We start from the raw sequence: 24,738 nt of genomic DNA on the forward strand, positions 1-24,738 counted from the left end.
TGACTGCTATAAAATCGATTTTAAATCTAAATGAGCTTCTACAGTATCTGCTAATACATCTAATAAGATTTCTCGTTGTTCTCGATAGTTAGCAATACCAGTGGGTAAAGGATTTAAGCCTCTGGGTTTTCGCAGATGATTCAACCAAGTTCGTCTCCAAGGACTATTATCAAAAACACCATGTAAATAATGCCCCCAAATCGATTTTTGATGATTGACAAATCCCAAACTTGAATCATCAAATAAGGGAGAAACATCCTTAGCATCTAAAAGTTGCGTCCGTCCTTGGTGAATTTCATATCCTTCAACGGGTAAACCTTCCTGGGGATGATGGGAAGTTACTAACCGTTGGCGGGAGGTTTTTTGGCGAGAAATTACGGTTTTAATCGGTAATAATCCTAACCCTTCATAATCTCCCTGCTCTCCCTCTAAACCATAGGGGTCAGACACCATTTTCCCTAACATTTGATACCCGCCACAAATTCCCATAACTTGACCCCCCGCCGCCACATAATTTTGAATTTGATTCGCCATTCCCGATTGTTTTAAGACTTGCAAATCGGATATAGTTGTTTTAGATCCCGGAAGAATCACCGCATCGGGATGTCCTAAAGATTCAGACGGATTAACATACTTAATTGTTACCGTTGCTTCTGCATCCAGAGGATCAAAATCGGTAAAATTAGCAATACGAGGAAAACGGATAACTGCAATAGTTAATTCCGTTTGGGGGAAACTAGAAGGACGATCTAATAAACTTAAAGAATCTTCTGCGGGAAAGGGGTGATCAATCCAAGGAATAACGGCAACAACCGGAATTCCAGTATACTCCTCTAACCATTTTATCCCAGAATCTAATAGCGATCGCTGTCCCCTAAACTTATTAATCACAATACCCCGAATTAATGCTCTTTCATCAGGGTCTAACAATTGCAATGTTCCAACAACATGAGCAAAAGCACCGCCGCGATCAATATCAACCACTAATAAGGTTTTCGCATTCAAATATTTAGCCACCCGCATATTCGTTAAATCTCGATGTTTGAGATTAATTTCGGCGGGACTACCTGCTCCTTCACAGACTAAAATATCAAATTCTTGGGTTAAATATTCCAAACATTCAGTGATAGTTTCCCAACCGACATCAAAATATTGTTCATAATAATCACTGGCTTTGACAACTCCCACAGGTCTGCCTTTTAAGATTACCTGAGAGGTCATATTCCCTTGGGGTTTTAATAGAATAGGATTCATAGAAACAGAAGGGGTAATTCCTGCCGCCCAAGCCTGCACTGCTTGAGCATAACCCATTTCTGCCCCAGAGGGAGAAACATAGGAATTCAGAGCCATATTTTGCCCTTTAAAAGGAGCAACTCGCACCCCCCGACGATGCAAAATTCGACAAATAGCCGTGACCAGCATCGATTTTCCGGCGTGGGAGGTTGTTCCCACAATCATAATTGCTTTCATAATAAAAAAATGGGAAGTTTGGAAACCGCGTCTTTTCAGAGCGGGGTGTTGACAATATAACTTTAGGGGGAGAACAATATCTTAATCGTTGATGGTGAAATCTTTTTCCCCCTGTTGCCTGTTGCCTGTTGCCTGTTCCCTGCTATAGTTGAGAATTTCCAACGATTTTGTTATGACTGCTCAACTGCGTATTTATGTCCCGCCCCATCCTCTGATTAAACAATGGTTAGGGGTTGCTCGTGATCAAAGAACTCCTTCAGTTTTATTTCGCACAGCGATGACGGAGTTAGGGCGCTGGTTAACTTATGAAGCCGCCAGAGACTGGCTACCGACTCTGGAGACAACCGTACAAACCCCCTTAACAGAATGTGCCGCAACGTTTGTTGATTCGGAAGTTCCCCTAGTGGTAATTCCAATTTTACGCGCGGGTTTAGCTTTAATGGAGGGAATTCAAAGCGTGGTGCCTGTGTCCTCGGTGTATCATCTGGGGATGGTACGCAATGAAGAAACATTAGCCGTTAGTTGCTATTTGAATCAGTTACCCACCCAATTTGATCCGCAAACTAGGGTGATTATCAGTGAACCGATGTTAGCAACAGGGGGAACAATGATGGCAGTGATGGAAGAACTCACCCAACGCCATCTTGACCCTGCTTTGATTCGGATTATTTCGGTTGTGGCTGCACCCCCGGCGTTACAAAAATTAAGTCAAGCCTATCCCAGTTTGCAAGTATATACCGCTATTATTGATCCTGAAGTCAATGAACATGGCTTTATTGTACCGGGGTTGGGAGATGCAGGCGATCGCACCTTTGGGACTTTCGACCGTCTCCCCACCGAATCGAAGTAAAATCAAGCTATTGTGACAAACTGGTTAAATTATGGGTAATCGAGATGGCTTTGGCAGTGGCTTTTTCCTCGGTGCAACGCTAGGAGGTCTGGTTGGGGGGATATTGGGGGTGGTACTCGCCTCCCGAATTCCGAATTCCGAAAGCGGTGAACCCTTACCAGAGATACCGGGAAAACCGGGGAAGTCCGCTAAATTGACGGGGGAAAATATCGAAACCGCCCGTTTGAGTTTGGAGGATAAAATTGCTCAACTCAATCAAGCCATTGATGATGTTCGTCAACAGTTAGGGAGTGTGAATGGGAATAGTAGCTCGGAAACTTACGATTAATCGCTGCTGGCTTCCCGTTTAACTCCATCCCCGTTTCTCAAATGTGATACACTGGGGTTCATAACTTTATTTCAAATTAAGTCAAACATCAAGAAAATTTTATGGCACTTCCTTTAGGTTTACTCGCTAATACCCTGGCACAGTTCCTGAACATTTATATGTTGATCCTATTTATTAGGATTTTATTAAGCTGGTTTCCCACAATTAACTGGTTTGATCCCCCCTTCTCAATTTTAAGCCAGTTAACTGATCCCTATCTCAACCTATTCCGTTCTTTTATTCCGCCTTTGGGAGGAATAGATTTTTCAGCAATTATTGCTATTTTTGCTTTGCAATTTGGTTCTCAACTTTTGATTGCTTTATTGGGAAGTATGCAGCAAATGGCGTTTTAATTTCAACTCCAAAAGTAGTAAGCCCTTCAGGGCTTATTTCTTCCCAATTAAGTTAGGAGTCCTGAAGGACTCACTACGACTCAAACGTAGTAAGCCCTTCAGGGCTTATTTCTTCCCAATTAAGTTAGGAGTCCTGAAGGACTCACTACGACTCAAACGTAGTAAGCCCTTCAGGGCTCATTTCTTCCCAATTAAGTTAGGAGTCCTGAAGGACTCACTACGACTCAAACGTAGTAAGCCCTTCAGGGCTTATTTCTTCCCAATTAAGTTAGGAGTTAGGAGTCCTGAAGGACTCACTACATAGTTCTGGCTTCTCACCAAAACAGGCAACCTTACCTTTAACCACTGGCATGAATCCCCCTTTCTTTTAATTTCTGCATGAAAAATTCTTCTAAGGTTAATCGAGATAAATTTAAACTCAATAGTTGAGCATTCATTTCTTTTAATACCCCGAAAAACGCTTCGGGCTCACCCTTTAGATGTCCTTCCCAATAATCTTGATCGACTTCTAAATCTGCTATCCAATTTTGCAGTATGTTCACATCCCCCCCTTTTCCTTTAACAGCGTAGGTTTGAGTTGTTCCTAATAAATCATCCAACGAGCCCATGCTAATTAATTCTCCCTCTGCTAATATGGCAATGCGATCGCAAACTTTTTCCACATCCGATAAAACATGACTATTGAAAAAAATGGTTTTATTCTGTGCTTTTAACGATAATATAATTTCTCGAATTTGATAGCGTCCCATCGGATCAAGTCCTGACATGGGCTCATCTAAAAACACCACTTCAGGATCATTAATTAACGCTTGCGCCATTCCCACCCGTTGTAACATTCCCTTAGAATATTGACGCATTTGCTTTTTAATCGCGGCGGTTTTTGCTAATCCCACTAAATCTAATAATTGAGGAATGCGTTGACGCTGAATAGATTTGGGAATTTGAAATAGTCCAGCCGCAAATTCTAAAAATTCCCATCCCGTGAGATGATCATAAAAATAGGGATTTTCCGGTAAATATCCCACTCGCTGTTTAACCAGGCGATCGCCAATGGGTTTTCCTAATAATAACCCTGATCCTGAAGTCGGACGCACAATTCCTAATAACGTTTTTAATAACGTGGTTTTCCCCGCTCCATTTTGTCCTAATAAACCAAAGGTTTCCCCAGCCTGAATGGTTAAGGTACAATTTTTTAAGGATTCAATCTTTTGATTCATCCAAAAACCCGTGCGATAAAATTTCCCCAAATTCTGCGTTTCCACTACAGGTTTTAAGGGAAAAATTAAACCGGAATCTTTGACCTCGATAGCAGAATCCATAAGCGTCACGGATGAATAGAAATGTTTAGGCGGTAATATTCTATTTTAATACAACAATTCATGGCAATATTCAACCCCGCCTTCAGGGCTGTTTGAGCAGCTTGTTGATCAAAAATCCCAGTTTGCGCCCAAACAGTTTTAGTTTGAACTGCGATCGCTTCTTCTACAATTTCCCCTAAAAATTCAGAACGGCGAAACACATTTACAATATCAATGGGTTCAGGAACTTCCCTTAAATTCGGATAACAAATTTGACCGTCAATTTCCGTAAACGCCGGATTAACGGGATAAACTCGATAACCTACTCTTCGCAAAAATTGCCCCACTTGATAACTCGCCCGATCCGGTTTATTGGAATATCCCACAAGAGCAATTACTCTCCCTTGGGTCAAAACCTCCCGCATCGCTGTATCGTCTTGGTTAAGATCAATAGACATATTTGAGCTAGATCAGGGGTAACTGTATTGTACCTGATGGTCTAATTGCTGCAATTTAGTTAAGTTTTTCTAATTTATTCTGTAGAATAGTTTTATTATTTAAAATATTGTCAGGAAATCTATATATTTGACTGAGAATTAGTTTCAATTAGTTGACGAGATTATAGGGGTTCTGGTACAATTTAGGAAATACCTCTCAAGGGCTTATTGTGTCTACTTGTCAAAATAGCGTCTACAACCCTGATGCTGTCGTAAAATATCTGGGTTTTATGACAAAAATTCGGCTGCATGATACCCAATTTTTGGGGAAAATAGCCGAAGCTTGAAAGGGGTATCTTGACAAAACACACAATTTGTGCATTAAGGTCAAAGGCGATCGCTATCTCCAAGAAACCCGGTTTCTCCTCCTATGAGTTAGTTGCCAATTTCCTCAAAACTAGAGTATCTTGACGGAGGCAAAGTTTACAGTTCTGTGATCTTGAACCCCTTCTTCAACCGTGACTCCTCTGCCGACCCAACCGCGAATTCCCGTTTCACAGGTTGGTCATTACAGGATCGTGATCCCGACTATATCCGATCCTTAATGCCGTTTTTGGGTTGGTTCTATGACCATTATTTTCAGGTCGAAACCACCGGATGGGAAAATCTCCCACCTCAAAACAAGATGTTATTAGTCGGTTCCCATAATGGGGGGTTAGCTGCACCCGATATGTTTATGGGGTTGTACGCTTGGTGTCGTCGCTTCGGAACACAACGGTTACTCTATGGACTCATGCACCCGAAAGTCTGGCAGGTCGCTCCAGAAGTCGCAGCTTCGGCGGTGCGTTGTGGAGCGCTTATCGCCCATCCGCGAATGGGAATGGCAGCTTTACGGGAAGACGCGCCCGTTTTGGTCTATCCCGGTGGCGGTGAGGATGTGTTTCGACCCCATGCGTTACGCAACCAAATACATTTAGCAGGTCGCAAAGGGTTTATTAAGTTAGCACTGCGGGAGAAAGCCCCGATTGTTCCGGTAATTTCATCAGGAGCCCACGATACGTTAATTGTGCTGGCGGATATTTACGACTGGGTAAAACAACTGCATAACTTGGGAATGCCTTGGTTATTAGATCTTGACCCAGAGGTATTTCCGATTTATTTGGGGTTGCCTTGGGGGTTAGGAATTGGGCCGTTACCAAATTTTCCCCTTCCGGCTAAAATTAAGATTCATATTTGTCCGGCTATTGAGTTTGAACGCGATGGACGAGAAGCCGCTAATGATCGAGAGTATGTGGATGTTTGTTATCAACGGGTGAAAACAGCCATGCAACAGGAACTTGATGATTTAGTTATGTAGGGAAAGTCGTTCAAACGGGGAGAGGGGGATGGAGAAAACTCCCGACCCACACAAACCCACGCTCCCCAAAAATAACGATCTTGTAAAGGATTTTGACTTGAGCAGTTAGAAACCCGGTTTCTTTGAGAAACCGGGTTTCTGGTTACACAGGTTAGTTGAGAGTGTTGATAAATTGTTGGGCTTGATCAATATCCAATTGTAAAATATCGGCAATTTCCTCAACAGAAAAACCTTTTCCTAATAAGCGAGGAATCGTTTGCAATTTACCCGCAATAATTCCTTCATTAATTCCTTCAGTTTTCCCTTCCTCAATCAACTCTTGAGCAAACCGAGTTTTTCTTAAATCATCAACACCAAACATAGCTTCTAACTCCTGACGACTCATTTGAGGTAACTTTGCTAAAACAATCGTTTCTAATAAGTTTAACAATTGTAGCCGAGAAGGTTCATCGGGAAATTGTTGTTTGACTTGTGCAATTAACCGAGTCACTCTCTCTAAGAGTTCTTTCTTCTTGGCGACAATTAATTGAATAATTTGTATCCCTAAAGGTGTCGTTTCACTGACTTCTATTTCATTCAAATAGATGCACTTGACCAAAGGAGAATCTAAAAACGGTTGAACTGATTCTCGCTGTCTAGCTGTGGGTTCAATACTACGACTCCTGAAAATAATCATAGCACGCCATCTTAAAGCCGGATCATTATCTCTAAGATAGGTAAAAATCTCGGAAAATAAACGCAGATAAATTTTCGGGTCTTTTTGAAACTGTATTTCGGTAAAATAAATCGGGTTTTCCAGGTTTTCGGGTAAAAACACCCCATCAATTCTAAAGGCAGTCTGTTTTAATTCGACTGAATCAAAACGATAATCGTTCACTAATTCTGGTGATTCTCCCCACAACTCAAAGAAGGTTTGGGGTAAGTCTTTGAAAATGCGATAAAAAATATGATCGGTTTTCATAATTAATCACTCCCAGAAACCCGGTTTCTTATTTAAGTGCTAATAATTTAGCTTGTACCGATTCTAAAATAGAATCTCTAATAAAAGCACTTGCTTTAATAATGTAGGGATGGGGGTGTGGGGAAGAGGAGAGACGAGGACAAGCTGTTAACCGTTAACCCACAGCCCCTTTAATATTTTTTCACTAACAAATGTTGCTGATTCTGCCTCTAGTCTTAAATTTTTATTAAGTTTTACCCTAAACCCGTTCCAGACCGCCTAAGAATAGATCAAGGAAAAAATATTTTTTTGACGAATTAATCTAGTAATGGGGGAATACTGCGTAAAATTCAAGGGTTTAGCCTTGGGGATCAAGGATTTCTGACTAAAGAGAGATTCCGAAAATTAGGTCAGGGTGTAAAAATTATTTTAGGATGAATGAATAATTGAATCCATCTATTGAGTCAGAATAGATAGAATATTCGCTGAGTTCAGTGTTTTTACCAATCTTAAAAACAGCAAAATAAAATTTCATTTTTTTGAAAAAATATCAACGGGGTGGAACCCAAAGGATTAAAAATGGCTACTAAACAAACAGTTCGTTGCCCTAACTGTGGCACTTTAGCAGAACGCTCTTATACCCGCCAAATCATTCAAACTCAATGTCATCGTTGTGACTATTTGATGATTACCTGTTCTGTGACGGGTAAAGTTGTAGAAGCCTATGCACCAGGGATTTCTGTTCGGGGTTAAACGGGTTGGGTTTTTAAAGATCAAAGTCAGATGAGGTATCTTCTGAATCTTCCGAAGACTCAGGCAAACAACGCAAGATTTTAGGGAGTTTCATGGTGAATATCGAACCTTTACCCAACTCACTCGTAACCGATAAATCACCTCCCATCATTTGGCATAATTTCTGAGTAATAGTTAACCCTAAACCTGTTCCTCCATAACGGCGAGTTGTACTTTCATCTGCTTGAGTAAAGGGATTAAAAACCGTTGCTAACTGTTTAGGCGTCATGCCAATTCCGGTATCAATGACTTGAAAAACAATCACCGTTGAACAGGTTTTAGGGACATCTGGGAGAGAACAAGCTTGATTCACTCCTTCCCCCTTTGAACTGATAAATTCCGGGTCTAGGAGCAGGATAGAATCTACATCCAGATTAATCCTGTCCGTTCCTTCTTGCCAAACTTTTAAGATCACCTTGCCCTTTTCTGTAAATTTGCAGGCATTACTCAGAAGATTCAATAAACATTGACGAACTTTAGTTAAGTCGGTGTGCATAAAATCCACATCTTCTGAGACTTCCAGGATAAATTGATTAACATTCTTATCCGCAGTCGGAGCAACAGTCGTTTCCACTTCCCAAAGTAACGTTGCCACTTTAAAAGTTTCTAAATGGAAGTTCATACGACCCGCTTCAATTTTAGAAAAATCTAATATTTCACTAATTAATGTTAATAAATGTTGTCCCGCTACATAAATATTCTTTAAATCTCCAACTAATTCCTCCTGATTTAACGCCTGAGCATCTTCCATTAACAACTCGCTATAGCCTAAAATCGCATTCAGAGGAGTACGAAGTTCATGACTCATATTTGCCAAAAATAAACTTTTAGCATGGTTGGCGGCTTCAGCAGCCTCTTTAGCGGTTCTTAATTCTTCCGCCTGTTGACGATCGGTAATATCATTTGCCATCATCAGTAAACAGGGAATTCCGCCTAAATCGATTAATTCAATCGAAACCAACCAATTCCGAATTGTTCCTAATTTTTGACGAATTTTTAACTCAACATTGCTAATTTGATTTTGACGTTGTAATTTCTTTTTGAGTTTAAACTGTTGTTGAGGATTGACCCACATCTCTAGTTGTTCAGGAGTTTGGTGCAGAACATCTTCTCGATTCCAACCAATTTGTCGTAAAAAACTATCATTGACATCTAAAAATAATTCCTCAGCTTGAGTCATAATACTAATTCCAATCGGACTCGCACTAAAGGTTTTTGAGAATCGTTCCTCACTGGCTCTTAAAGCAATTTCTGCTTTTTTCCGGTCTGTAATATCTTGAATTGTGCTCGTAATATTACTGGATGTAATCACCGCTTGCTCAAAAACAATCCGTTCCTCACCATTTGCTAATTTCAAACGATAATCAATACAATAAGGTTTTTGTTGAAATAACGCTTGATCAATATACTGTTGTACAAAATTTCGATCTTCTGGATGAACGAATTCTAAAAATTGCGGAAAACTGGGTTTAATTCGCTGGGGAACTGTGCCTAACATTCGATAAAGTTCATCCGACCAAAATAATTCATAGCTGCTGATTTTAAGATCCCAATGACCTAATTTCGCAATTCGTTGAGCATTTGCTAAACTAGCTTCACTGCTTCTGAGACGAGTTTCTGCTTGTTGACGTTCTGTCACCGTTGCTGCTAAGACTAAACCCGTAATTGCCATTGTCAGGATAAAGGCTTGTAGAGAAAAAAGTTGAGGCGTATCCGTACCCCGACTGACAAAAGGCCCACTTCCACGCACCACTCCCCAAACTGCAAAACTCGCGGTAAGAAAATGGGCGATCGCCGTTCCCCGTTGACCAAATCGCAAGGAAGCCCAAACAAAAAATGGAAAAGGCAGATATTCCAGGGGAAAGTCAATCACCGCCGACCGAGTTCGAGAACAAAATACAAACCAATTTAAGGCTAATAAGAGTAATAACCAAACCCCAACCTCTAACTGACGAAACCAAAATTTACGCGGAGAAGGAGAGCGTTCAACCAGGCGTAATCGTGTTGTACCCAGGGATAAACTTTGGGATAATGCGTTTAGAAAAGACCACACCGGGGAGGAGGGAGTTTGGCAGCGATAGTAATATTTTTGAAATTCACTTCCCCAGGTTAATAATACAGGGGTCAGAACTAATACACCAATCGCACTTCCTAACCATCCCGCAATCCAAATTTCCCCAAAATCTTGCCAAGGAATCCAACCCCTTAAACAACCACTAAAAATAGTAATCGTAGGATTAATTAGGGTAGCAATCACCCCGGCTAAAATCATTAATCCCATGACATCTTTGAGGTGTTTAAGTTGAGGAGAAAAGTCGATCCGGTGGAGTAATTGGCTGGCGAAACAAGCTTGCAGGGTCACTCCCAAACTAGAAAATACCACAACGCTTAGGGGCATTGGCTCAATGGCGAGTAGGGAAAAAAAGGAACCGAGGGTAATGGCAGGCCAATATCGATAACCACACAGCAGAATCATTGCTTGGGCTACTCCCGCATTCGGCCAGAATAAGGCTTGGGTGGAACTCAACATTAAATATTCAACAGTCAGCTTCCCCAGTAGCCAGTAGACTATTGCCATCAAACCAACCGCACCTAAGTATCTGCCAATTTTGACCTTTACACGTCCAAGGGATTTCATTAACATTTTCGTTATGAGTAAGCTGAGGTGAAATGATTGACCCTGAATTTCTAGTTTAGATGGGGGGATGGAGAATTGCTTCAGTTTAATTTAGATTTTGTACAGTTAGAGAATCAGGGGGAAAGCCCATGACAGAAATCGACTTTCGGTTGCTATTTTTGCTCTTAATTTCTGTATAGAATTAATCTGAATTTTCCCTAAATATATAGTTTGATCACCAATAGCAGCGATCACGATTCATCATTGAGAGTTGGAGGTTGAGCCGGGATAGAGGCAATAATCGCATCAATCACTTTCCCCACCGGAATAATTTGTAATCCTAAATCGGCCGGACTCTGACCTCTGGGAATAATCGCCCGTTTAAATCCCAGTTTAGCGGCTTCGCGCAGTCGTAATTCCAGTTGAGAGACCGGACGCACCTGTCCCCCTAAGCCGATTTCTCCAATTAAAATCGTTCGCGGATCAACCACCCGATCGCGGAAACTGGCAACAATGGCAATGGCTATGCCTAAATCTGCCGCAGGTTCTTCCACTTTTAACCCCCCCACCGACGCCACATAGGCATCCAATTTAGATAGGGGAATCCCCACCCGTTTTTCCAATACTGCTAAAATTTGTAACAATCGGCTACTATCTACCCCCGTTGTCGCCCGTCGCGCTGAACCATAACTCGCTGGACTGACTAAGGCTTGAATTTCCACCACAATCGGCCGAGTTCCTTCTAAAGCCACCACCGTTGAGGTTCCAGGGGAAAAGTCGTCTCGATTACCTAAAAATAATTCTGAGGGATTAGAAACTTCTTTTAATCCATGAGCCACCATTTCAAACACCCCGATTTCGTGGGTGGCTCCAAACCGATTTTTCATCGAACGCAGCAAGCGATGGGAAGCAAAGCGATCGCCCTCAAAATATAACACCGTATCGACTAAATGTTCTAAAACCCTTGGCCCTGCAATGCCCCCATCTTTAGTAACGTGACCCACAATTAATAGGGTAATATTTTCCCGTTTAGCCACCTGCATTAAAGCGGAGGTACATTCGCGCACCTGGGCCACCGAACCTGGAGCCGAAGTCAAACTAGAGAAATAAATCGTCTGAATACTATCAATAACTGCTAACTGCGGTTTCAAGGATTCTAATTCTCTTAAAATTACTTCTAAATCCGTTTCTGGAAGCAAATATAAGTCTTGTTTATGATGAAAAGCCGGATGTTCGGGTTCGGGATGGGGTGTATTTTGTCCGTTTTCTGTGGAAGTGGGCTGTTTCGGACTCCGGCTTTTAAGTTGTTCAGTAAAGGGATCAGCCGTTGTCTGGGGGGGGTGTTCACTGCCGTTTGTAGATGCCGTTTCGTTATCGTCTCCCACTCCTAAACGTTGCGATCGCAATTTTACCTGTTGTCCCGATTCTTCCGCCGACACATACAACACCCGATTAGTGTAGGACAAAAGATTAGCGACTTGTAATAATAGGGTTGACTTACCAATTCCCGGTTCACCGCCAATTAACACCAAAGAGCCCGGAACAATACCACCCCCCAACACCCGATCTAATTCTCCATAACCCGATGGCATCCGAGATTGGGATTGATCAGAAATTTGGGATAATAGGAAGGAAGAACGGGGTTGTCCCGGTTTAGTCACTTCTGGCGCACCTTCTGGGTGTTCTCCCGTCAGGTTACTCCAACTAAAGCGTTGTAAAGAAGTGGTTGGCGCGGGTTGTTCCACTTGTTCTTCTAAGGAATTCCACGCTTGACAAGCGGAGCACCGACCAAAATACTGAGGAAATTCGGCTCCACATTCGTGACAAACATAAAGGGTGCGAGACTTTGCCATTGTTTAAAATTGTCAAATGAAACGCAATTGAACGGTAAAACACTAAAACCCCAAATTAAAGCAACTTTACAAAAGTTTAAAGCAGATTAATCTAGCGAGAAAATGTAATAAACTTTTGTAACACCCATCTATCGGTGTCCGACGGCTACATCGGTACAATTAGGGATCTGCTTGGGGTTCTCTTAATGATAAGGTAAAAAAATCAACACATTTCTCAAACTAAACTTAACATAAGTTGAGATTCGCCTAGTACAGCCATGACCTGGCGACTTCATGCCGGAGGCTATCGCCTTGCTGAAAGGCATTGGTGTGGCTGATCGCTAGAAATTACCCAGATTCAGGGTTGCGAGTCTTACTGTTGTTCTATCAAAACTGTAACTTAATGCAACTAAGGGAGCGTTGAAGTCCATTGGAAAATCATAAAGAAAAAATTTTGGTCGTTGATGATGAGGCCAGTATCCGTCGGATTTTAGAAACTCGTCTTTCCATGATTGGCTACGATGTAGTGACTGCGGCTGATGGAGAAGAAGCCTTAGAGACCTTCCGCAAAACTAACCCGGATTTAGTGGTCTTGGATGTAATGATGCCCAAATTGGATGGGTATGGAGTCTGTCAGGAATTACGCAAGGAATCGGATATCCCGATTATTATGCTAACGGCCTTGGGAGATGTTGCCGATCGGATTACCGGGTTAGAATTGGGGGCGGATGATTACGTTGTTAAACCGTTTTCTCCCAAGGAACTCGAAGCTAGAATTCGCTCGGTATTAAGGCGGATTGACAAAAATGGAGCATCGGGTATTCCCAGTTCCGGTGTAATTCAGGTTAGCAATATTAGAATTGATACCAACAAACGACAGGTTTATAAAGGAGATGAACGCATCCGTCTAACGGGGATGGAATTTAGTTTATTAGAACTCTTAGTCAGTCGTTCTGGCGAACCCTTCTCTCGTTCTGAAATTTTACAAGAAGTCTGGGGATATACTCCAGAACGTCACGTTGATACCCGTGTGGTGGATGTTCATATTTCTCGCCTCCGGGCTAAGTTGGAAGATGATCCCAGTAATCCCGAATTAATTTTAACTGCACGCGGAACAGGGTATCTGTTTCAACGCATTATTGAGCCCGGAGAAGTCGGTTAAATAATTAAGAATTACGAATTAAGAATTAAGAATGAAGCAGTTGATTTAGCTCGTAATTCATAATTTCTAATTCGTAATTACTCTTTCAGTTGAATTCGGATGAAAGTATGGCGAAATCGGATCGAAATCGGGTATTACGATTACTCCCCATTTTTGCAGGAGGTTTGGGAGGGGTGCTACTCCTGGTAAATCGGGTCTTGACCCCGCAGTTATTGGACTCTCAAGCTCGTTCCGATGCCTTGGGGGTGATTTTAAGTGCTGTGTTGATTTTAACGGGGTTATTGTGGCAGCAAGTTCAACCCCGATCACCGGATACTGTTGAGTTAATCGGAGAACAGGGCTTTGAATTAAAATCGGATTTACCCGAATTGATTAAAACGGAATTAGCTTGGGCTTCTCATCTCTTATTAACTAATACTGTCACCCGTTCTCTGGTGGTTTATTATCAGGGTGAAGTCTTATTAAGGCGAGGAGTATTAGGGAAAAATCCAGATGTTAAACCAGGGCCGATTTTACAACGGGTTTTGGAAAAACAAAAACCTGTTTATTTAGTTAATTTAGCGTTATATCCGGGGCGAATTGAATTTGATTATTTACCCGAAAATACACAGGGCGTTATTTGTCAACCCCTGGGTAACGGCGTGTTAATTTTAGGGGCTAATGCGCCTCGAAGTTATACTAAACAAGATGAAAATTGGGTAGGAGGAATTGGGGATAAGTTAACAAATACATTATCGAATCTACTCAATCAAACTTCAACCCTAACCTAGGGGTTCTAAAACAGCATACAACGATACAATCACTATCCGGGTATTCAGGATCATCTGGTGAACAAGAAACTGAAGCTCAAATTGTAGGGTAAAATTAGAGAAAATTGAGAAAATCTTAATTTTTGCCCCTCGATTCCTAATATTTTTTCTAGAGGCGAACTTTACCCGTAGAATATTAGAAGTCAGCTTTTTGTCAAAAATCAAGCTTAAAGTGGTGATTGAGAAATAATCTCTGAATCGCTGTGGCTTTAACTATGCAATATAGCGACAGAATTCAATCATCAGTTCGTTTCCACAACCCTTGGAATGTTGACTTTGGAGTCTAAGTCATGGAGATTGTATTTGAGTCTAGTGAAGAATTTGAAGAGGATTTAAAAACCTATAGTGAAGCTGAACAATCGGTTATTCTGCAACAGCTTCATGAATATTCCCCCTGTTTATTAGAGGATAAAAGCTGTCGAGAAAGACGACTCCATCAATTTTATCAATTTGATTTACTAGGAGATTATGCGTCATCTCTCTATTCTTTTATTGTTAATTATTACCTGCGAGTGATTTTAACAATCGATGATGATCCTTTATTTGATCGCACGATTATTACTTTATTTAGAGTAATTGATAGTCAAGTCGCAGCGCAAGTTTATCAACAAGTTGGAGAATCGATTTATACATCTTTCTTACAACCGACACAATGTATTGAGGTCAAATCAAACAATGTTACAGCCTCCACCGCCACTTATTGATGAACGGGGTATTATTCACAAAGCGTTAAAGCTTCTTCCTAACCAACTACGAGGTCGATTTTTAGAAGTTTTGGCAGAATTACAAGATGAATCCTGCTATCGTTATCAACGGTTTTATAAAACTAAACTGAAACGAATTAAAGGCACACAAATTCCTCTTTATTGTGCTAAAATTGATGATGCTGAACGCTGGAAACTTTATCTCTACTATCAAGAGGGTAAATTATATTTACAGGATATTATTTGTCCTATTCCTAAAGCCAATAAAGATAGTTTAGATATTATTGCTGAATTAAATGATTTTTAGAATTTATAGGAGGAAATAGGAAATAGGAAATAGGAAATGAGTTAGCTGGATTTAGAATTGTGCTAACCTTAATGGGTAGCACTATATAGCCTTAGCAACTACAACAAATTAGCGGGTGGTGTTTCAGGGACAACCCAGTAGTAAATAATTCGATCATTGACTTGTAAAATTTGTTCAGGTTTCCAGTCGCCCATATCGAAAGCATGGGAGACAATGCGAGTTCCTGGCTTCAATTCCCGCAGTAACTTAGGGCGCAGTTTTAAATTTAGTTCAGGTAATAAATAAAGAGTAACAACGGTTGCATCACTAAAATCCGTTTCAAATAAATCTTGCTCTCGAAACTCGACGCGATCGCTCACTCCCGCCTTTTGTGCATTCTCTTTAGCTTCTTGAATGCGTTGCGGGTCAATATCAATCCCAATACCCCGTGCACCAACTTCTTGAGCGGCGGTAATCACAATGCGACCATCGCCACTCCCTAGGTCGTATACCAGATCAGTTGATTGAACATCTGCTAACCGCAGCATTTCATCAACAACGGGCTGAGGTGTTGGAATATAAACCACATCAGGGTTAACAGTCCCTACTTCCACTGTGGGATTAGGATCTACTTGAGTCTGATCCGAGGGGGAAGACGGGGTTGGAGTTGTATAGGTTTGTTGCTGTGAACTTGCTTCAAAGTTACCCCCTTGGGTACATCCAGCAATACCCAAAGCAATAATACCAACAGATGCAATAAATGATCGCACCATCGCTTGAAGTTGCATGATTCTAAATCTCCTTACAAAAAGAGGGGAATTGTTGGCTGTTGGCTGTTGGCTGTTGGCTGTGTACAGACATCAACAAACCTCCTGTGATCAATCCCACTTGAATTGTAGAAAACTCAGTTTCCAAAAGCCTCTATCAGAAGATCAGGAGTCTTTTCCCCTATATAAATTTAAAGTAGAGAGGGTGGTGTCCCTCCAAACTTAGGTATCAAGAGGGTTGGGAGGGACGCCACCCCTACCCTAAAATATTACAAAATCCTTTAGTTTGACGATGGATAAACCTGTCGATAATAGGCTTGATATTCTTCTGATAATAACGGTTCCCACCAAGTTCGATGAGTTAAATACCAGCCAACTGTTTGACGTAACCCTTCTTCAACAGTAACTAACGGAGCCCAACCTAACTCCGTTTGAATTTTATTCGCATCAATAGCATAACGTCGATCATGTCCGGCTCTATCTTTAACAAAGGTAATTAATTGATTAGACGGTTTCACGGGTAAATGTACCGCTAATTCATCCATGATCCGACATAATATTTTAACTAAATCAATATTTTTAACTTCATTATTGCCACCAATATTATACATTTCTCCGGGTCTGCCATTATGAATTACCGCATCTAATGCCCGACAATGATCTAAAACATATAACCAATCTCGCACATTTTGACCATCCCCATAAACGGGAAGCGGTTTCCCTAATAAAACATTAATACACATTAACGGAATCAGTTTTTCGGGATAATGATAGGGGCCATAATTATTAGAACAATTGGTAATAATTGTAGGCATTCCATAAGTATGATAATAAGCTCTAGCTAAATGATCACTTCCGGCTTTTGAGGCAGAATAGGGACTATTAGGAGCATAAGGTGTCTGTTCTGTAAAAGCGGGATCATTAGGGCCAAGACTACCATACACTTCATCGGTAGAAACGTGCAGAAACCGATAATGTTCCGGTTGACCTTGGGCTAACCAATATTGACGAAAGGCTTCTAAGAGGGTAAAAGTCCCAACGACATTGGTTTGAACAAACGCATCAGGGCCAATAATTGAACGATCAACATGGGATTCTGCGGCAAAATGGGCAATAGTATTGATCTGTTCCTCTTGTAAAAGTCGATCAATTAAAGGGCGATCGCAAATATTCCCTTGAACAAACCGGAAATTCGGGTTATGTTCTAAACTGGCTAAATTTTTGCGATTTCCCGCATAGGTCAAGGCATCTAAAACCACAACCCGATCATCGGGATAAGCACTAAACCAATGATGGACAAAATTTGATCCAATAAACCCCGCCCCTCCTGTAATCAGAATGCAATGGGGTGAACGATTGCCCGTGTTATCGTAGCTATACTGAACAGCCAATGTGATATCCTCCCTAGATCTGCTGGATAAAAATAGTGCTGAAGATTCCGTTTGAAGCCCTGATCCGACAAACTGTTAATAATTGTACTCGTTGCCAGGATCAGAAAGGGAAATTCTGCCAGAAAATTGAAAGCGGTATTCATCCCAAAAAATGCCAGTCAATTCTATGATTTTAAAGTGGCTGTGAGGAGATCAGAGTGAGTGACTACAATACTATCGCCTTGGCTAAAGCAGGTGATGCCAAAGCGATCGCAATTTTAATCAACCAGGCGTTACAATCCAAAGGGGTAACGGCAAAAGTGACTCGTCAAAATTACCATCTGAAGGTGGTTTTGGAGTCCCAGCAAGTTCCCGATGCTCAAGCCTGTATTCGCGTGGTTCATAATGGTTTGATGCGGTTACAAGCCCCCTCTATTGGGTCTGTGACGATTTCTGGATCTCGTCGAGGTCAGAAAAAATCAGGTTGGACACAGACCTTGGTGTTTCAGCAGTTTGTATCTCCTCCTCAACCTGTGGAGGTCAAACCTGCAAAACCCCCCAAACCTCGCCCCAAGGCTAAAAAAAATCCAGTTTCTGTAAGGGTATCCCTTCCTAAACTTTCAATTCCCAAGCTTGAATTTTCCCTTCCTAAAGTTGTTTTCCCGAAACCTCAAGTTTCTGTTTCTAAACCTTGGTTAATTGCAGGTTCTGTTAGTTTAATGGTTTTGCCAATATCAGGATTTTTAGTTAACCAAAATCAACAACAAATTGCTAATATTTTAACAGAAATTCCTCAAAATATTGCTTTAAGTTTACCCGAAATTCCCGCTTTATCCTTAGCAGTGGAACCCGTTGCTACACCAACGCCAGTTCCCACAGCAGCAACGATAAACAATCTGAATAAAGTTTCTCAGTTAGCTCTAAAAACGCTGCAAAACCCGATTAATCCTGATTTACAAATTACAATTCGGGCGGTGGGTGATATTATCCCCGGAACGAATTATCCTTATAATAAATTATCCGCGAATAAACAAGCTTTATTTGCCAAGGTAAAACCAGAATTAAAAGCAGATATTGTCTTTGGTAATTTTGAAAGTACCTTAACAAAATATCCTTCTAGTGCGAAAGCCATCGGTCGAGGATTAGTTTTTGCTTTTCGCACTCCTCCTGAATATACAGCTTTATTAAAAGATGCAGGATTTGATATTTTAAATGTTGCTAATAATCATTCTTTTGATTTTTTTGAAGCGGGTTTTAAAGATACAATTCAGAATATTAATAAGCTAGGCATGAAGGCGGTAGGAGAAAAGGGAAAAATTGTTTATGATGAAGTTAAAGGGGTAAAAATAGCGTTTATTGGGTTTAGTAATTATGAAGCTCATAACAATTTAAGTAATATTGAAGCGGGTAAAAAGTTAGTTCAACAAGCTCAAAAAAATGCTGATTTTGTGGTAATTTCGTTTCATGGTGGGGCGGAAGGAACAGGCGCGTTAAATGTTAGGAATAAAACCGAATATTTCTATGGAGAAAATCGCGGAAATTTAGTGTTATTTACTCATAGTATGATTGATGCGGGGGCTGATTTAGTCTTGGGACATGGCCCCCACGTTACGAGGGCGTTAGAATTGTATAAGGGGAAATTAATTGCTTATTCGTTAGGGAATTTTATGGGATATCGAACTTTATCAACGGCTGGAGAGTTAGGATATTCGTTAATTTTAGAAGCGAAAGTTAATCCGAAAGGTGATTTTATGGGCGGAAAAATTATTCCTGTTCAATTAGATTCTCAAGGGGTTCCTAATTTAGATAATCATTCTAAAAGTATTAAGTTAATTCGCAATCTCATTCAACAAGATTTCCCCAAAACCCCTTTGAAAATTGATAATCAAGGCAAAATTTTGATCAAAAAACCTTAAATATAGCAATCCTATTTGAGTTGTATCCAAAATCTCGGTTCAAAAGGGAACAGGGAACAGGGAACAGGGAACAGGAATAATAATTCTGGCTGTTTCATATCAGTTTTAAATTATTACAACCTATTTGGGATTGCTATATTCGTCTTTTGAGTTAGAATTATGCTAGATTAGTTCTTAAAATATGTTTCTGTCCTGATCAAGTTAGCTTCAGTGCAATGACTTGCATAAGTATTAAAAGTTCAATTTGGAGAGCAGATAATGAACAAAACTTTGAGCTTATTCAGTCTAAGTCTAGTCCTAGCAAGTTTGAATTGGGGATGTGGGGAAGCATCCTCTTCTCAACAGGAAAGCTTAAGCAATTCTAATCCAAATGTTAAAGTGATTCCCTTGGATTTTTCCATGAAACCTGATGATCAAGGGGGACTGATTACGGTTGATGTTAATAACAATAATCAAAAAGACTTTATTATTACCCAGTCTCGTTCAAATCTTGTGGGTCAGAAACAAGGTTTAATTCATGTTTACGATCATTCCGGTCAAAAACTCTGGGAGAAATCCGCTAACGTACAACTCACCAGACAATCAGAAAGCCAAGGTTTACCAGGGTTACACGCACCGGGAGTTCAAGCTGCTGATGTCAACGGAGATGGCAAAATAGAAGTTTTGTTTCTGACCACAGATAAGCGGTTACAGATTGTTGAGGGTGCAACGGGACAAACCATTCGAGAAATTCAACTCACCTCTCCTGATAAAACTGATCGGTGGGAACATTTAGTGATTGCGAATTTTCGCGGAAAAGGCGATCGAGATCTGCTTCTACAAGCCACCGAAAATGATAAGTATCGGATGGGTCGTTATATTGCGGCTTATTCTATTGACGATTTACTCAAAACCGATAATCCTCAACCTTTGTGGACAAGAGATGATTTTGTCGCCAATGCACACAATGGCGCACGGGTTGGAGATCTCGATGGAGATGGCTTAGATGAAGTGTTAGGGGGGACGCTAATTTCTCCAAAAGGCGATATCTTGTTTAGTGTTCCTCGTAAAGGTCATCTTGATTCTATTTTTATTGCTGATGTTCGACCTGATATTCCAGGGTTGGAAGTCGTGGCTTTAGAAGAAGGGGGGGAAAAAAAAGAGAACGCCCAGGACTCCAACCGTCTTAAACGCAATCGTGTCTTTCTCTACAACACAAAAGGACTGATTTGGGAAACAGACTATAAAAATTGGGAACCCCAAAATGCTGCGTTGGGAGACTTTGATCCCAGTCGCCCTGGATTGGAAATTTGGTGTCGGAGTCGTTTTGATACGGATCAAAAACCCTTTGTCTTTGATGCTAAAGGTCAACTCATTTCTAACTATGAATTCAGTAAGATTGCGCCTGAAGGTTGGACACAGAAAGGAGTTGAAGTGATTTTTCCGATTGATTGGACGGGAGAAGCTAAACAGTTAGTCGCAGCCAAGGAACGCCATGAACAGGGAGATGTGGCGATTTTCGATCCCCTTAACGGTGAATATCAAATTCAATTTCCTGAAAAAGCCTACCGCCTCTATGTTGCAGATGTTTCGGGTGATTGGCGAGAAGAATTAATCGTTTTGAGTACCCAGGAACTCCGCATTTATTACAACCCTGAACCGAACCCTAATCCTAAGCGTGCGTCCCTGTGGGAGCAAAATCGCTATCGTCGTAGCAAGATGACCTGGAATTATTACAGTCCTTAGATATTCCCTGGTTTTAACAAAAGCGATATACTATGTAACGAATTGTAAAAAATCCTTCCTTTTTGGCATTGATTATGATCTCTGAACCCCTTGTCGTTTCCCCGATTTATATTGTTGTTGTAGCTTCAACGGTCTTTGCCGTGTTGTGGGGAATCATTTTTAAAGATATGTTGGAATATCAGGTTGCAGTTTGGAATAATAGTCCTCAACCGTCAACTTCGATTATTTATAAAACCCCCAATTTAATTATTGCTTATTTGGGGATGACGTTATTTATCTCATTGTCTGTTAGTTCCAGTTTGGCGGTGTTTTTTCCCGTCTATTGGATTGCGGGATTGATGGGGTTAATTGTTGTAATTCCGACGGCTTTATTGATTTGGGTACAATTAGGTTCAATGTTGAATTTATTAGCCACAAAAGGCTATGAATCTATTGATATTGATACCCTATTTGTTGATAAATCTGCTGAAAAAGTACCGAATCCAACTGTTAGTAAAAGCTAGAGTTAATTAATTTACGGTCAGGGTTGTTGAGAAGGGGTTGAAGCCCTGAAGGGCTTACTACGGGTTTGGACTTGACAGAATCTATACTGATCAGCGATAATAGGAGATTGTGTCTAAACCTTGCTCGGAACAGGTGCAGACAAGACATGGCAAAGGCTCAAAATGGGAGAAAGTTGATCAATTCTTGATGGGTTGAATACACTTTGAACTTTTGGGCTACCTGTACGGCAACCTTAATCCAAAATTACATGACTTACGCAATTATTGAAACAGGCGGTAAACAAATCAAAGTAGAACCCGGTCGTTTCTACGATATTGAACTGTTACCCCTCGAAGAAAATGAACAAGTTACCATTGATAAAGTTCTGTTAGTCAATCATGACGGGGACGTTCAAATTGGTCAGCCTTTAGTGAGTGGAGCGACCGTTGAAGGTACGGTGATGCGCCATCTGCGGGGACGCAAAATCATTGTTTATAAAATGCGTCCGAAAAAGAAAACCCGCAAAAAACAAGGTCATCGTCAAGAAATTACTCGTTTGATGATTGACTCGATTAGTCTGAATGGGTCTGTCGTGGCTAAACGGGAAGAACAACCCGCAGAAACCGGGCCAACAACCGAAGGCTAACACTACATTAAGTCAGACGATTTAATAATAGAAATCATTTCATTGGGAGGATACAATGGCTCATAAGAAAGGGACGGGTAGCACTCGTAACGGTCGTGACTCTAATTCTCAGCGCTTGGGTGTCAAGCGTTTTGGCGGTCAAGTTGTTCGCGCCGGAAATATTTTAGTTCGTCAACGGGGTTGCAAATTCCACCCTGGTAATAATGTGGGTATCGGTAGCGATGATACGTTATTCGCTAAAGTTGATGGTGTGGTTTGCTTTGAACGTAAAGGTAAAACTCGTCAAAAAATTAGCGTTTATCCCGTAATTGAAGCTGAACCTGTAGCTGTTGAAGCTTAATTCAATTTTATCTCTTGTTAAAGCGGGCTAAAATAGCCCGTTTTTTATTAAAAAAATTTAGCATGATTCAACCCTTGTAGGGTGCGTAAGCACAGCGCACGCACCCCTTTATTTAAGGATTAAAAAACATGACAAATCAGGGAATTAGTTGCTGAGATTACAGAATTTTTGATTGTCTTTTAGGACGAATCTCTCCTGCTCGCTGCAAATGTCATTAAACGCTGATATTCACTCCTAAACCCTTGATTATTCTATCCCTCTGTTATAGGATTTATTTTAGAAAAAATACTCAATATCAGTCCAGTTTCCATCTGGAAAAGAGGCGTATTTTTTGAATTTTGTTAAATTCGCCACACAATCGATGAACTCTGATCTGTTCCATAGCATCTTGTTTCAGTGGATTAAACTGGATCTGCTTTAACGTGCTAATGTTAAGTTAAAATTTCTGAGTTTGCCTAACAGTTATCAGCAGTTATCGGTTGCTAAAAATCATTGAAAGGGTTATTCTCTATGAAAGTTGTTTCGCCAGATCACCATCATATTTTATTTAATGATTCTCGTGCCAATATTGATTTAAACCAGCTTCAAACTTTATTTAAACTCGCTGCATTTTGGGCAAAAGATCGCAGCCAAGAGGATTTAAAAATTGCCGTTATGAATAGCGAACCTGTGGTTACAGTGTGGGATTATGAGCAAATGATTGGGTTTGCAAGAGCAACTTCTGATGGCATTTATCGCGCCAATATTTGGGATGTGGTAATTCATCCTGATTATCAAGGCAGTGGACTGGGACGAAAATTAGTCCAAACGGTGTTAAGTCATCCCAAAATGTGTCGCGTTGAACGGGTTTATTTAATGACAACCTATCAACAACAATTTTATGAACATATTGGCTTTGAATATAATTCAAGTACCACTATGGTTTTGAATAATCAATTGTTAGAAATGAATAGCCAAAAACCAGACTTAACAAGCGTTTATTCCTCACAACAAACCTAAAAACCCAGCCTATATCACAAATTTAGCGATTAAAATTATAAGTTTTGTTGAGAACTGTGGTTTCTTTTTTCGCCTTCAGAGGTGACAAAAACTCCCCATCGTGAAACACTAAGAAACATAGATGTAAATACTCAGATATCCATCATGACGGTCAGCACAACCTCCAAACCTGAATTGATGTCCCGCTTCGTCAACGGGATTTTAGCGGTTAAACCCCTCAGCAATTTTGCCAAACACCAAGCCCGACAAATGATGATTAAACGGGCTGAAAAAATGGGAGTTCCTTGGCGAAAACAGACGGAAACCCTGTTAGCCCGAAATTGGGAGGCAGAATTATCTCAAGTTGAAAACCCCAATCTACAATATCCCGATTATTATGTTACGTCCTTCCATGCTTATGAGGATGGAAATCTAAGTTTGCAAGCCGCCGTTGAAGTCGAAGTTGCGGCCTATGCGGTTCATGCTAAAATTTGGCCAGAAGCGGGAGTTAAGGGCGATGCTAAACTGCGACAAAGTTATCATGATATTTTAAAAGCTCAATTACCGACTCCTCCCCAGGATATTTTGGATTTAGGATGTAGTGTGGGAATGAGTACATTAGCTCTACAAGAAACTTTTCCTGATGCGAAGTTAACGGGTGTCGATTTATCGCCTTATTTTTTAGCAGTTGCAACTTATAATACTCAAAAACAATCCAATTGGAAATATCCCCCCCAATGGGTTCATGCGACAGCAGAATCAACGGGTTTACCTAGTGCTTCTTTTGATTTAGTTTCTCTGTGTTTAATTTGTCACGAATTACCCCAATCTCCCACCCGTGAAATTTTCCAAGAAGCACGGCGTTTGTTGCGTCCAAATGGTCATCTTTCTATTATGGATATGAACCCTCAATCAAAACAATTTAAAAAAATGCCCCCTTATGTTTTTACGTTGTTAAAAAGTACAGAACCCTATTTAGATGAATATTTTACATTAGATATTGAACAAGCCATAATAGAGGCAGGATTTCAACGTCCTACGATTAATTTTAATAGTCCTCGTCACCGGACTATTATTGCTTCAGTGGCGTAGATTTAATAAAATTAATCAGGGGCGGGCGGGTTTATGAAGATTAATGGTAGATAATAGAAGTGATGACAGAACCATCGGTGTCAACTTAAGCCGAAAACCCGTGATTACAGCCGAGATCAGATCCCCCTAAATCCCCCTTAAAAAGGG

At 40.7% G+C, this 24,738-nt stretch carries 24 protein-coding genes; 16 read left to right on the forward strand and 8 right to left on the reverse strand.

Annotated elements, in window-relative coordinates; translation table 11 throughout:
- Positions 1–6 precede the first annotated feature (6 nt).
- Entirely contained in the window at positions 7–1,470 is a 1,464-nt protein-coding gene (gene cobQ / locus PL8927_RS09030) for a cobyric acid synthase CobQ (RefSeq protein WP_083619997.1), read from the reverse strand.
- Positions 1,471–1,642: 172 nt separating this feature from the next.
- On the opposite strand from cobQ, the gene upp reads away from it, so the two are divergent.
- From upp to PL8927_RS09045, 3 genes are all read left to right on the forward strand, one after another.
- Positions 1,643–2,320 (forward strand): uracil phosphoribosyltransferase, encoded by a 678-nt coding sequence (gene upp, locus PL8927_RS09035; protein ID WP_083620000.1) that lies wholly within the window; start codon positions 1,643–1,645, stop codon positions 2,318–2,320.
- Between the two features lie 31 nt (positions 2,321–2,351).
- Positions 2,352–2,648, forward strand: a complete 297-nt coding sequence (locus PL8927_RS09040; RefSeq protein WP_083620003.1) for a hypothetical protein — start codon at positions 2,352–2,354, stop codon at positions 2,646–2,648.
- Positions 2,649–2,749: 101 nt separating this feature from the next.
- Positions 2,750–3,040 carry a YggT family protein gene (locus PL8927_RS09045; protein WP_083620007.1) on the forward strand — a complete coding sequence of 97 codons (291 nt, stop codon included), beginning with the start codon at positions 2,750–2,752 and terminating at the stop codon, positions 3,038–3,040.
- 338 nt (positions 3,041–3,378) lie between these two features.
- On the opposite strand, the gene PL8927_RS09050 is transcribed toward PL8927_RS09045, so the two are convergent.
- Both PL8927_RS09050 and PL8927_RS09055 read right to left on the reverse strand, forming a co-directional pair.
- Positions 3,379–4,359 (reverse strand): ABC transporter ATP-binding protein, encoded by a 981-nt coding sequence (locus PL8927_RS09050; protein WP_083620010.1) that lies wholly within the window; start codon positions 4,357–4,359, stop codon positions 3,379–3,381.
- A gap of 5 nt (positions 4,360–4,364) precedes the next feature.
- Positions 4,365–4,796, reverse strand: a complete 432-nt coding sequence (locus tag PL8927_RS09055; RefSeq protein ID WP_197047361.1) for a CoA-binding protein — start codon at positions 4,794–4,796, stop codon at positions 4,365–4,367.
- Between the two features lie 478 nt (positions 4,797–5,274).
- Between PL8927_RS09055 and PL8927_RS09060 the strand changes: the two genes are divergently transcribed.
- Positions 5,275–6,132, forward strand: a complete 858-nt coding sequence (locus PL8927_RS09060) for a lysophospholipid acyltransferase family protein (protein ID WP_083620081.1) — start codon at positions 5,275–5,277, stop codon at positions 6,130–6,132.
- 151 nt (positions 6,133–6,283) lie between these two features.
- On the opposite strand, the gene PL8927_RS09065 is transcribed toward PL8927_RS09060, so the two are convergent.
- Positions 6,284–7,093 carry an Rpn family recombination-promoting nuclease/putative transposase gene (locus PL8927_RS09065; protein ID WP_083620013.1) on the reverse strand — a complete coding sequence of 270 codons (810 nt, stop codon included), beginning with the start codon at positions 7,091–7,093 and terminating at the stop codon, positions 6,284–6,286.
- Between the two features lie 558 nt (positions 7,094–7,651).
- Between PL8927_RS09065 and PL8927_RS27990 the strand changes: the two genes are divergently transcribed.
- Positions 7,652–7,825 (forward strand): hypothetical protein, encoded by a 174-nt coding sequence (locus tag PL8927_RS27990; RefSeq protein WP_197047362.1) that lies wholly within the window; start codon positions 7,652–7,654, stop codon positions 7,823–7,825.
- Between the two features lie 13 nt (positions 7,826–7,838).
- Here the strand turns inward: PL8927_RS27990 and PL8927_RS09070 are convergent, their stop codons facing one another.
- Together PL8927_RS09070 and radA are read right to left on the reverse strand one after the other, a co-directional pair.
- Positions 7,839–10,442, reverse strand: a complete 2,604-nt coding sequence (locus PL8927_RS09070) for an MASE1 domain-containing protein (protein WP_231505962.1) — start codon at positions 10,440–10,442, stop codon at positions 7,839–7,841.
- 290 nt (positions 10,443–10,732) lie between these two features.
- Positions 10,733–12,334 carry a DNA repair protein RadA gene (gene radA / locus PL8927_RS09075; protein ID WP_083620022.1) on the reverse strand — a complete coding sequence of 534 codons (1,602 nt, stop codon included), beginning with the start codon at positions 12,332–12,334 and terminating at the stop codon, positions 10,733–10,735.
- A 409-nt stretch (positions 12,335–12,743) separates the two neighbouring features.
- Here radA and rpaB point away from each other — a divergent pair, with 409 nt between their 5' ends.
- From rpaB to PL8927_RS09095, 4 genes are all read left to right on the forward strand, one after another.
- Positions 12,744–13,475: a response regulator transcription factor RpaB gene (rpaB, locus tag PL8927_RS09080; protein WP_083620025.1), complete on the forward strand. Its 732-nt coding sequence runs from the start codon at positions 12,744–12,746 to the stop codon at positions 13,473–13,475.
- A 107-nt stretch (positions 13,476–13,582) separates the two neighbouring features.
- Positions 13,583–14,245 (forward strand): cofactor assembly of complex C subunit B, encoded by a 663-nt coding sequence (locus tag PL8927_RS09085; protein ID WP_083620028.1) that lies wholly within the window; start codon positions 13,583–13,585, stop codon positions 14,243–14,245.
- Between the two features lie 329 nt (positions 14,246–14,574).
- Positions 14,575–14,988, forward strand: a complete 414-nt coding sequence (locus PL8927_RS09090) for a hypothetical protein (protein ID WP_231505963.1) — start codon at positions 14,575–14,577, stop codon at positions 14,986–14,988.
- A complete protein-coding gene (locus PL8927_RS09095) occupies positions 14,960–15,295 on the forward strand; it encodes a hypothetical protein (RefSeq protein WP_083620032.1) in 336 nt (111 codons plus the stop codon). The genes PL8927_RS09090 and PL8927_RS09095 overlap by 29 nt, the downstream gene beginning before the upstream one ends.
- 98 nt (positions 15,296–15,393) lie before the next feature.
- On the opposite strand, the gene PL8927_RS09100 is transcribed toward PL8927_RS09095, so the two are convergent.
- A complete protein-coding gene (locus PL8927_RS09100; RefSeq protein ID WP_083620035.1) occupies positions 15,394–16,062 on the reverse strand; it encodes an SAM-dependent methyltransferase in 669 nt (222 codons plus the stop codon).
- 260 nt (positions 16,063–16,322) lie between these two features.
- The gene (rfbB, locus tag PL8927_RS09105) at positions 16,323–17,432 is read right to left on the reverse strand and encodes a dTDP-glucose 4,6-dehydratase (protein ID WP_083620038.1); all 1,110 of its coding nucleotides are present in this window, start codon (positions 17,430–17,432) and stop codon (positions 16,323–16,325) included.
- 197 nt (positions 17,433–17,629) lie between these two features.
- Here rfbB and PL8927_RS09110 point away from each other — a divergent pair, with 197 nt between their 5' ends.
- The 7 genes from PL8927_RS09110 (at position 17,630) to PL8927_RS09140 (ending at position 24,591) form a co-directional block, all read left to right on the forward strand.
- The gene (locus PL8927_RS09110; RefSeq protein WP_083620040.1) at positions 17,630–19,327 is read left to right on the forward strand and encodes a CapA family protein; all 1,698 of its coding nucleotides are present in this window, start codon (positions 17,630–17,632) and stop codon (positions 19,325–19,327) included.
- Positions 19,328–19,585: 258 nt separating this feature from the next.
- On the forward strand, positions 19,586–21,052 hold the full coding sequence (locus tag PL8927_RS09115) for a rhamnogalacturonan lyase family protein (RefSeq protein WP_083620043.1): 1,467 nt from the start codon (positions 19,586–19,588) through the stop codon (positions 21,050–21,052).
- A 74-nt stretch (positions 21,053–21,126) separates the two neighbouring features.
- Positions 21,127–21,555 carry a hypothetical protein gene (locus PL8927_RS09120; RefSeq protein ID WP_083620046.1) on the forward strand — a complete coding sequence of 143 codons (429 nt, stop codon included), beginning with the start codon at positions 21,127–21,129 and terminating at the stop codon, positions 21,553–21,555.
- A 248-nt stretch (positions 21,556–21,803) separates the two neighbouring features.
- Positions 21,804–22,181: a 50S ribosomal protein L21 gene (gene rplU, locus PL8927_RS09125; RefSeq protein WP_083620084.1), complete on the forward strand. Its 378-nt coding sequence runs from the start codon at positions 21,804–21,806 to the stop codon at positions 22,179–22,181.
- 55 nt (positions 22,182–22,236) lie between these two features.
- Positions 22,237–22,521 (forward strand): 50S ribosomal protein L27, encoded by a 285-nt coding sequence (rpmA, locus tag PL8927_RS09130; RefSeq protein WP_083620049.1) that lies wholly within the window; start codon positions 22,237–22,239, stop codon positions 22,519–22,521.
- A 510-nt stretch (positions 22,522–23,031) separates the two neighbouring features.
- Complete coding sequence (locus PL8927_RS09135; RefSeq protein ID WP_083620053.1) at positions 23,032–23,520, forward strand: GNAT family N-acetyltransferase; 489 nt, start codon at positions 23,032–23,034, stop codon at positions 23,518–23,520.
- A 144-nt stretch (positions 23,521–23,664) separates the two neighbouring features.
- Positions 23,665–24,591, forward strand: coding sequence for a class I SAM-dependent methyltransferase (locus tag PL8927_RS09140; RefSeq protein WP_083620058.1), 927 nt, complete (start codon positions 23,665–23,667; stop codon positions 24,589–24,591).
- The last annotated feature ends 147 nt before the right edge of the window (positions 24,592–24,738 follow it).

It is taken from the genome of Planktothrix serta PCC 8927 (assembly GCF_900010725.2).
Lineage (GTDB): Bacteria > Cyanobacteriota > Cyanobacteriia > Cyanobacteriales > Microcoleaceae > Planktothrix > Planktothrix serta.

What these genes read in the sequence shown, in the direction of transcription:
- cobQ (WP_083619997.1), bottom strand. Translation starts at nt 1,470, where the DNA reads ATGAAAGCAATTATGATTGTGGGAACAACCTCCCACGCCGGAAAATCG.
- upp (WP_083620000.1), top strand. Translation starts at nt 1,643, where the DNA reads ATGACTGCTCAACTGCGTATTTATGTCCCGCCCCATCCTCTGATTAAA.
- PL8927_RS09040 (WP_083620003.1), top strand. Translation starts at nt 2,352, where the DNA reads ATGGGTAATCGAGATGGCTTTGGCAGTGGCTTTTTCCTCGGTGCAACG.
- PL8927_RS09045 (WP_083620007.1), top strand. Translation starts at nt 2,750, where the DNA reads ATGGCACTTCCTTTAGGTTTACTCGCTAATACCCTGGCACAGTTCCTG.
- PL8927_RS09050 (WP_083620010.1), bottom strand. Translation starts at nt 4,359, where the DNA reads ATGGATTCTGCTATCGAGGTCAAAGATTCCGGTTTAATTTTTCCCTTA.
- PL8927_RS09055 (WP_197047361.1), bottom strand. Translation starts at nt 4,796, where the DNA reads ATGTCTATTGATCTTAACCAAGACGATACAGCGATGCGGGAGGTTTTG.
- PL8927_RS09065 (WP_083620013.1), bottom strand. Translation starts at nt 7,093, where the DNA reads ATGAAAACCGATCATATTTTTTATCGCATTTTCAAAGACTTACCCCAA.
- PL8927_RS27990 (WP_197047362.1), top strand. Translation starts at nt 7,652, where the DNA reads ATGGCTACTAAACAAACAGTTCGTTGCCCTAACTGTGGCACTTTAGCA.
- PL8927_RS09070 (WP_231505962.1), bottom strand. Translation starts at nt 10,442, where the DNA reads ATGGCAATAGTCTACTGGCTACTGGGGAAGCTGACTGTTGAATATTTA.
- radA (WP_083620022.1), bottom strand. Translation starts at nt 12,334, where the DNA reads ATGGCAAAGTCTCGCACCCTTTATGTTTGTCACGAATGTGGAGCCGAA.
- PL8927_RS09085 (WP_083620028.1), top strand. Translation starts at nt 13,583, where the DNA reads ATGGCGAAATCGGATCGAAATCGGGTATTACGATTACTCCCCATTTTT.
- PL8927_RS09090 (WP_231505963.1), top strand. Translation starts at nt 14,575, where the DNA reads ATGGAGATTGTATTTGAGTCTAGTGAAGAATTTGAAGAGGATTTAAAA.
- PL8927_RS09095 (WP_083620032.1), top strand. Translation starts at nt 14,960, where the DNA reads ATGTTACAGCCTCCACCGCCACTTATTGATGAACGGGGTATTATTCAC.
- PL8927_RS09100 (WP_083620035.1), bottom strand. Translation starts at nt 16,062, where the DNA reads ATGCAACTTCAAGCGATGGTGCGATCATTTATTGCATCTGTTGGTATT.
- PL8927_RS09115 (WP_083620043.1), top strand. Translation starts at nt 19,586, where the DNA reads ATGAACAAAACTTTGAGCTTATTCAGTCTAAGTCTAGTCCTAGCAAGT.
- PL8927_RS09120 (WP_083620046.1), top strand. Translation starts at nt 21,127, where the DNA reads ATGATCTCTGAACCCCTTGTCGTTTCCCCGATTTATATTGTTGTTGTA.
- rplU (WP_083620084.1), top strand. Translation starts at nt 21,804, where the DNA reads ATGACTTACGCAATTATTGAAACAGGCGGTAAACAAATCAAAGTAGAA.
- rpmA (WP_083620049.1), top strand. Translation starts at nt 22,237, where the DNA reads ATGGCTCATAAGAAAGGGACGGGTAGCACTCGTAACGGTCGTGACTCT.
- PL8927_RS09135 (WP_083620053.1), top strand. Translation starts at nt 23,032, where the DNA reads ATGAAAGTTGTTTCGCCAGATCACCATCATATTTTATTTAATGATTCT.
- PL8927_RS09140 (WP_083620058.1), top strand. Translation starts at nt 23,665, where the DNA reads ATGACGGTCAGCACAACCTCCAAACCTGAATTGATGTCCCGCTTCGTC.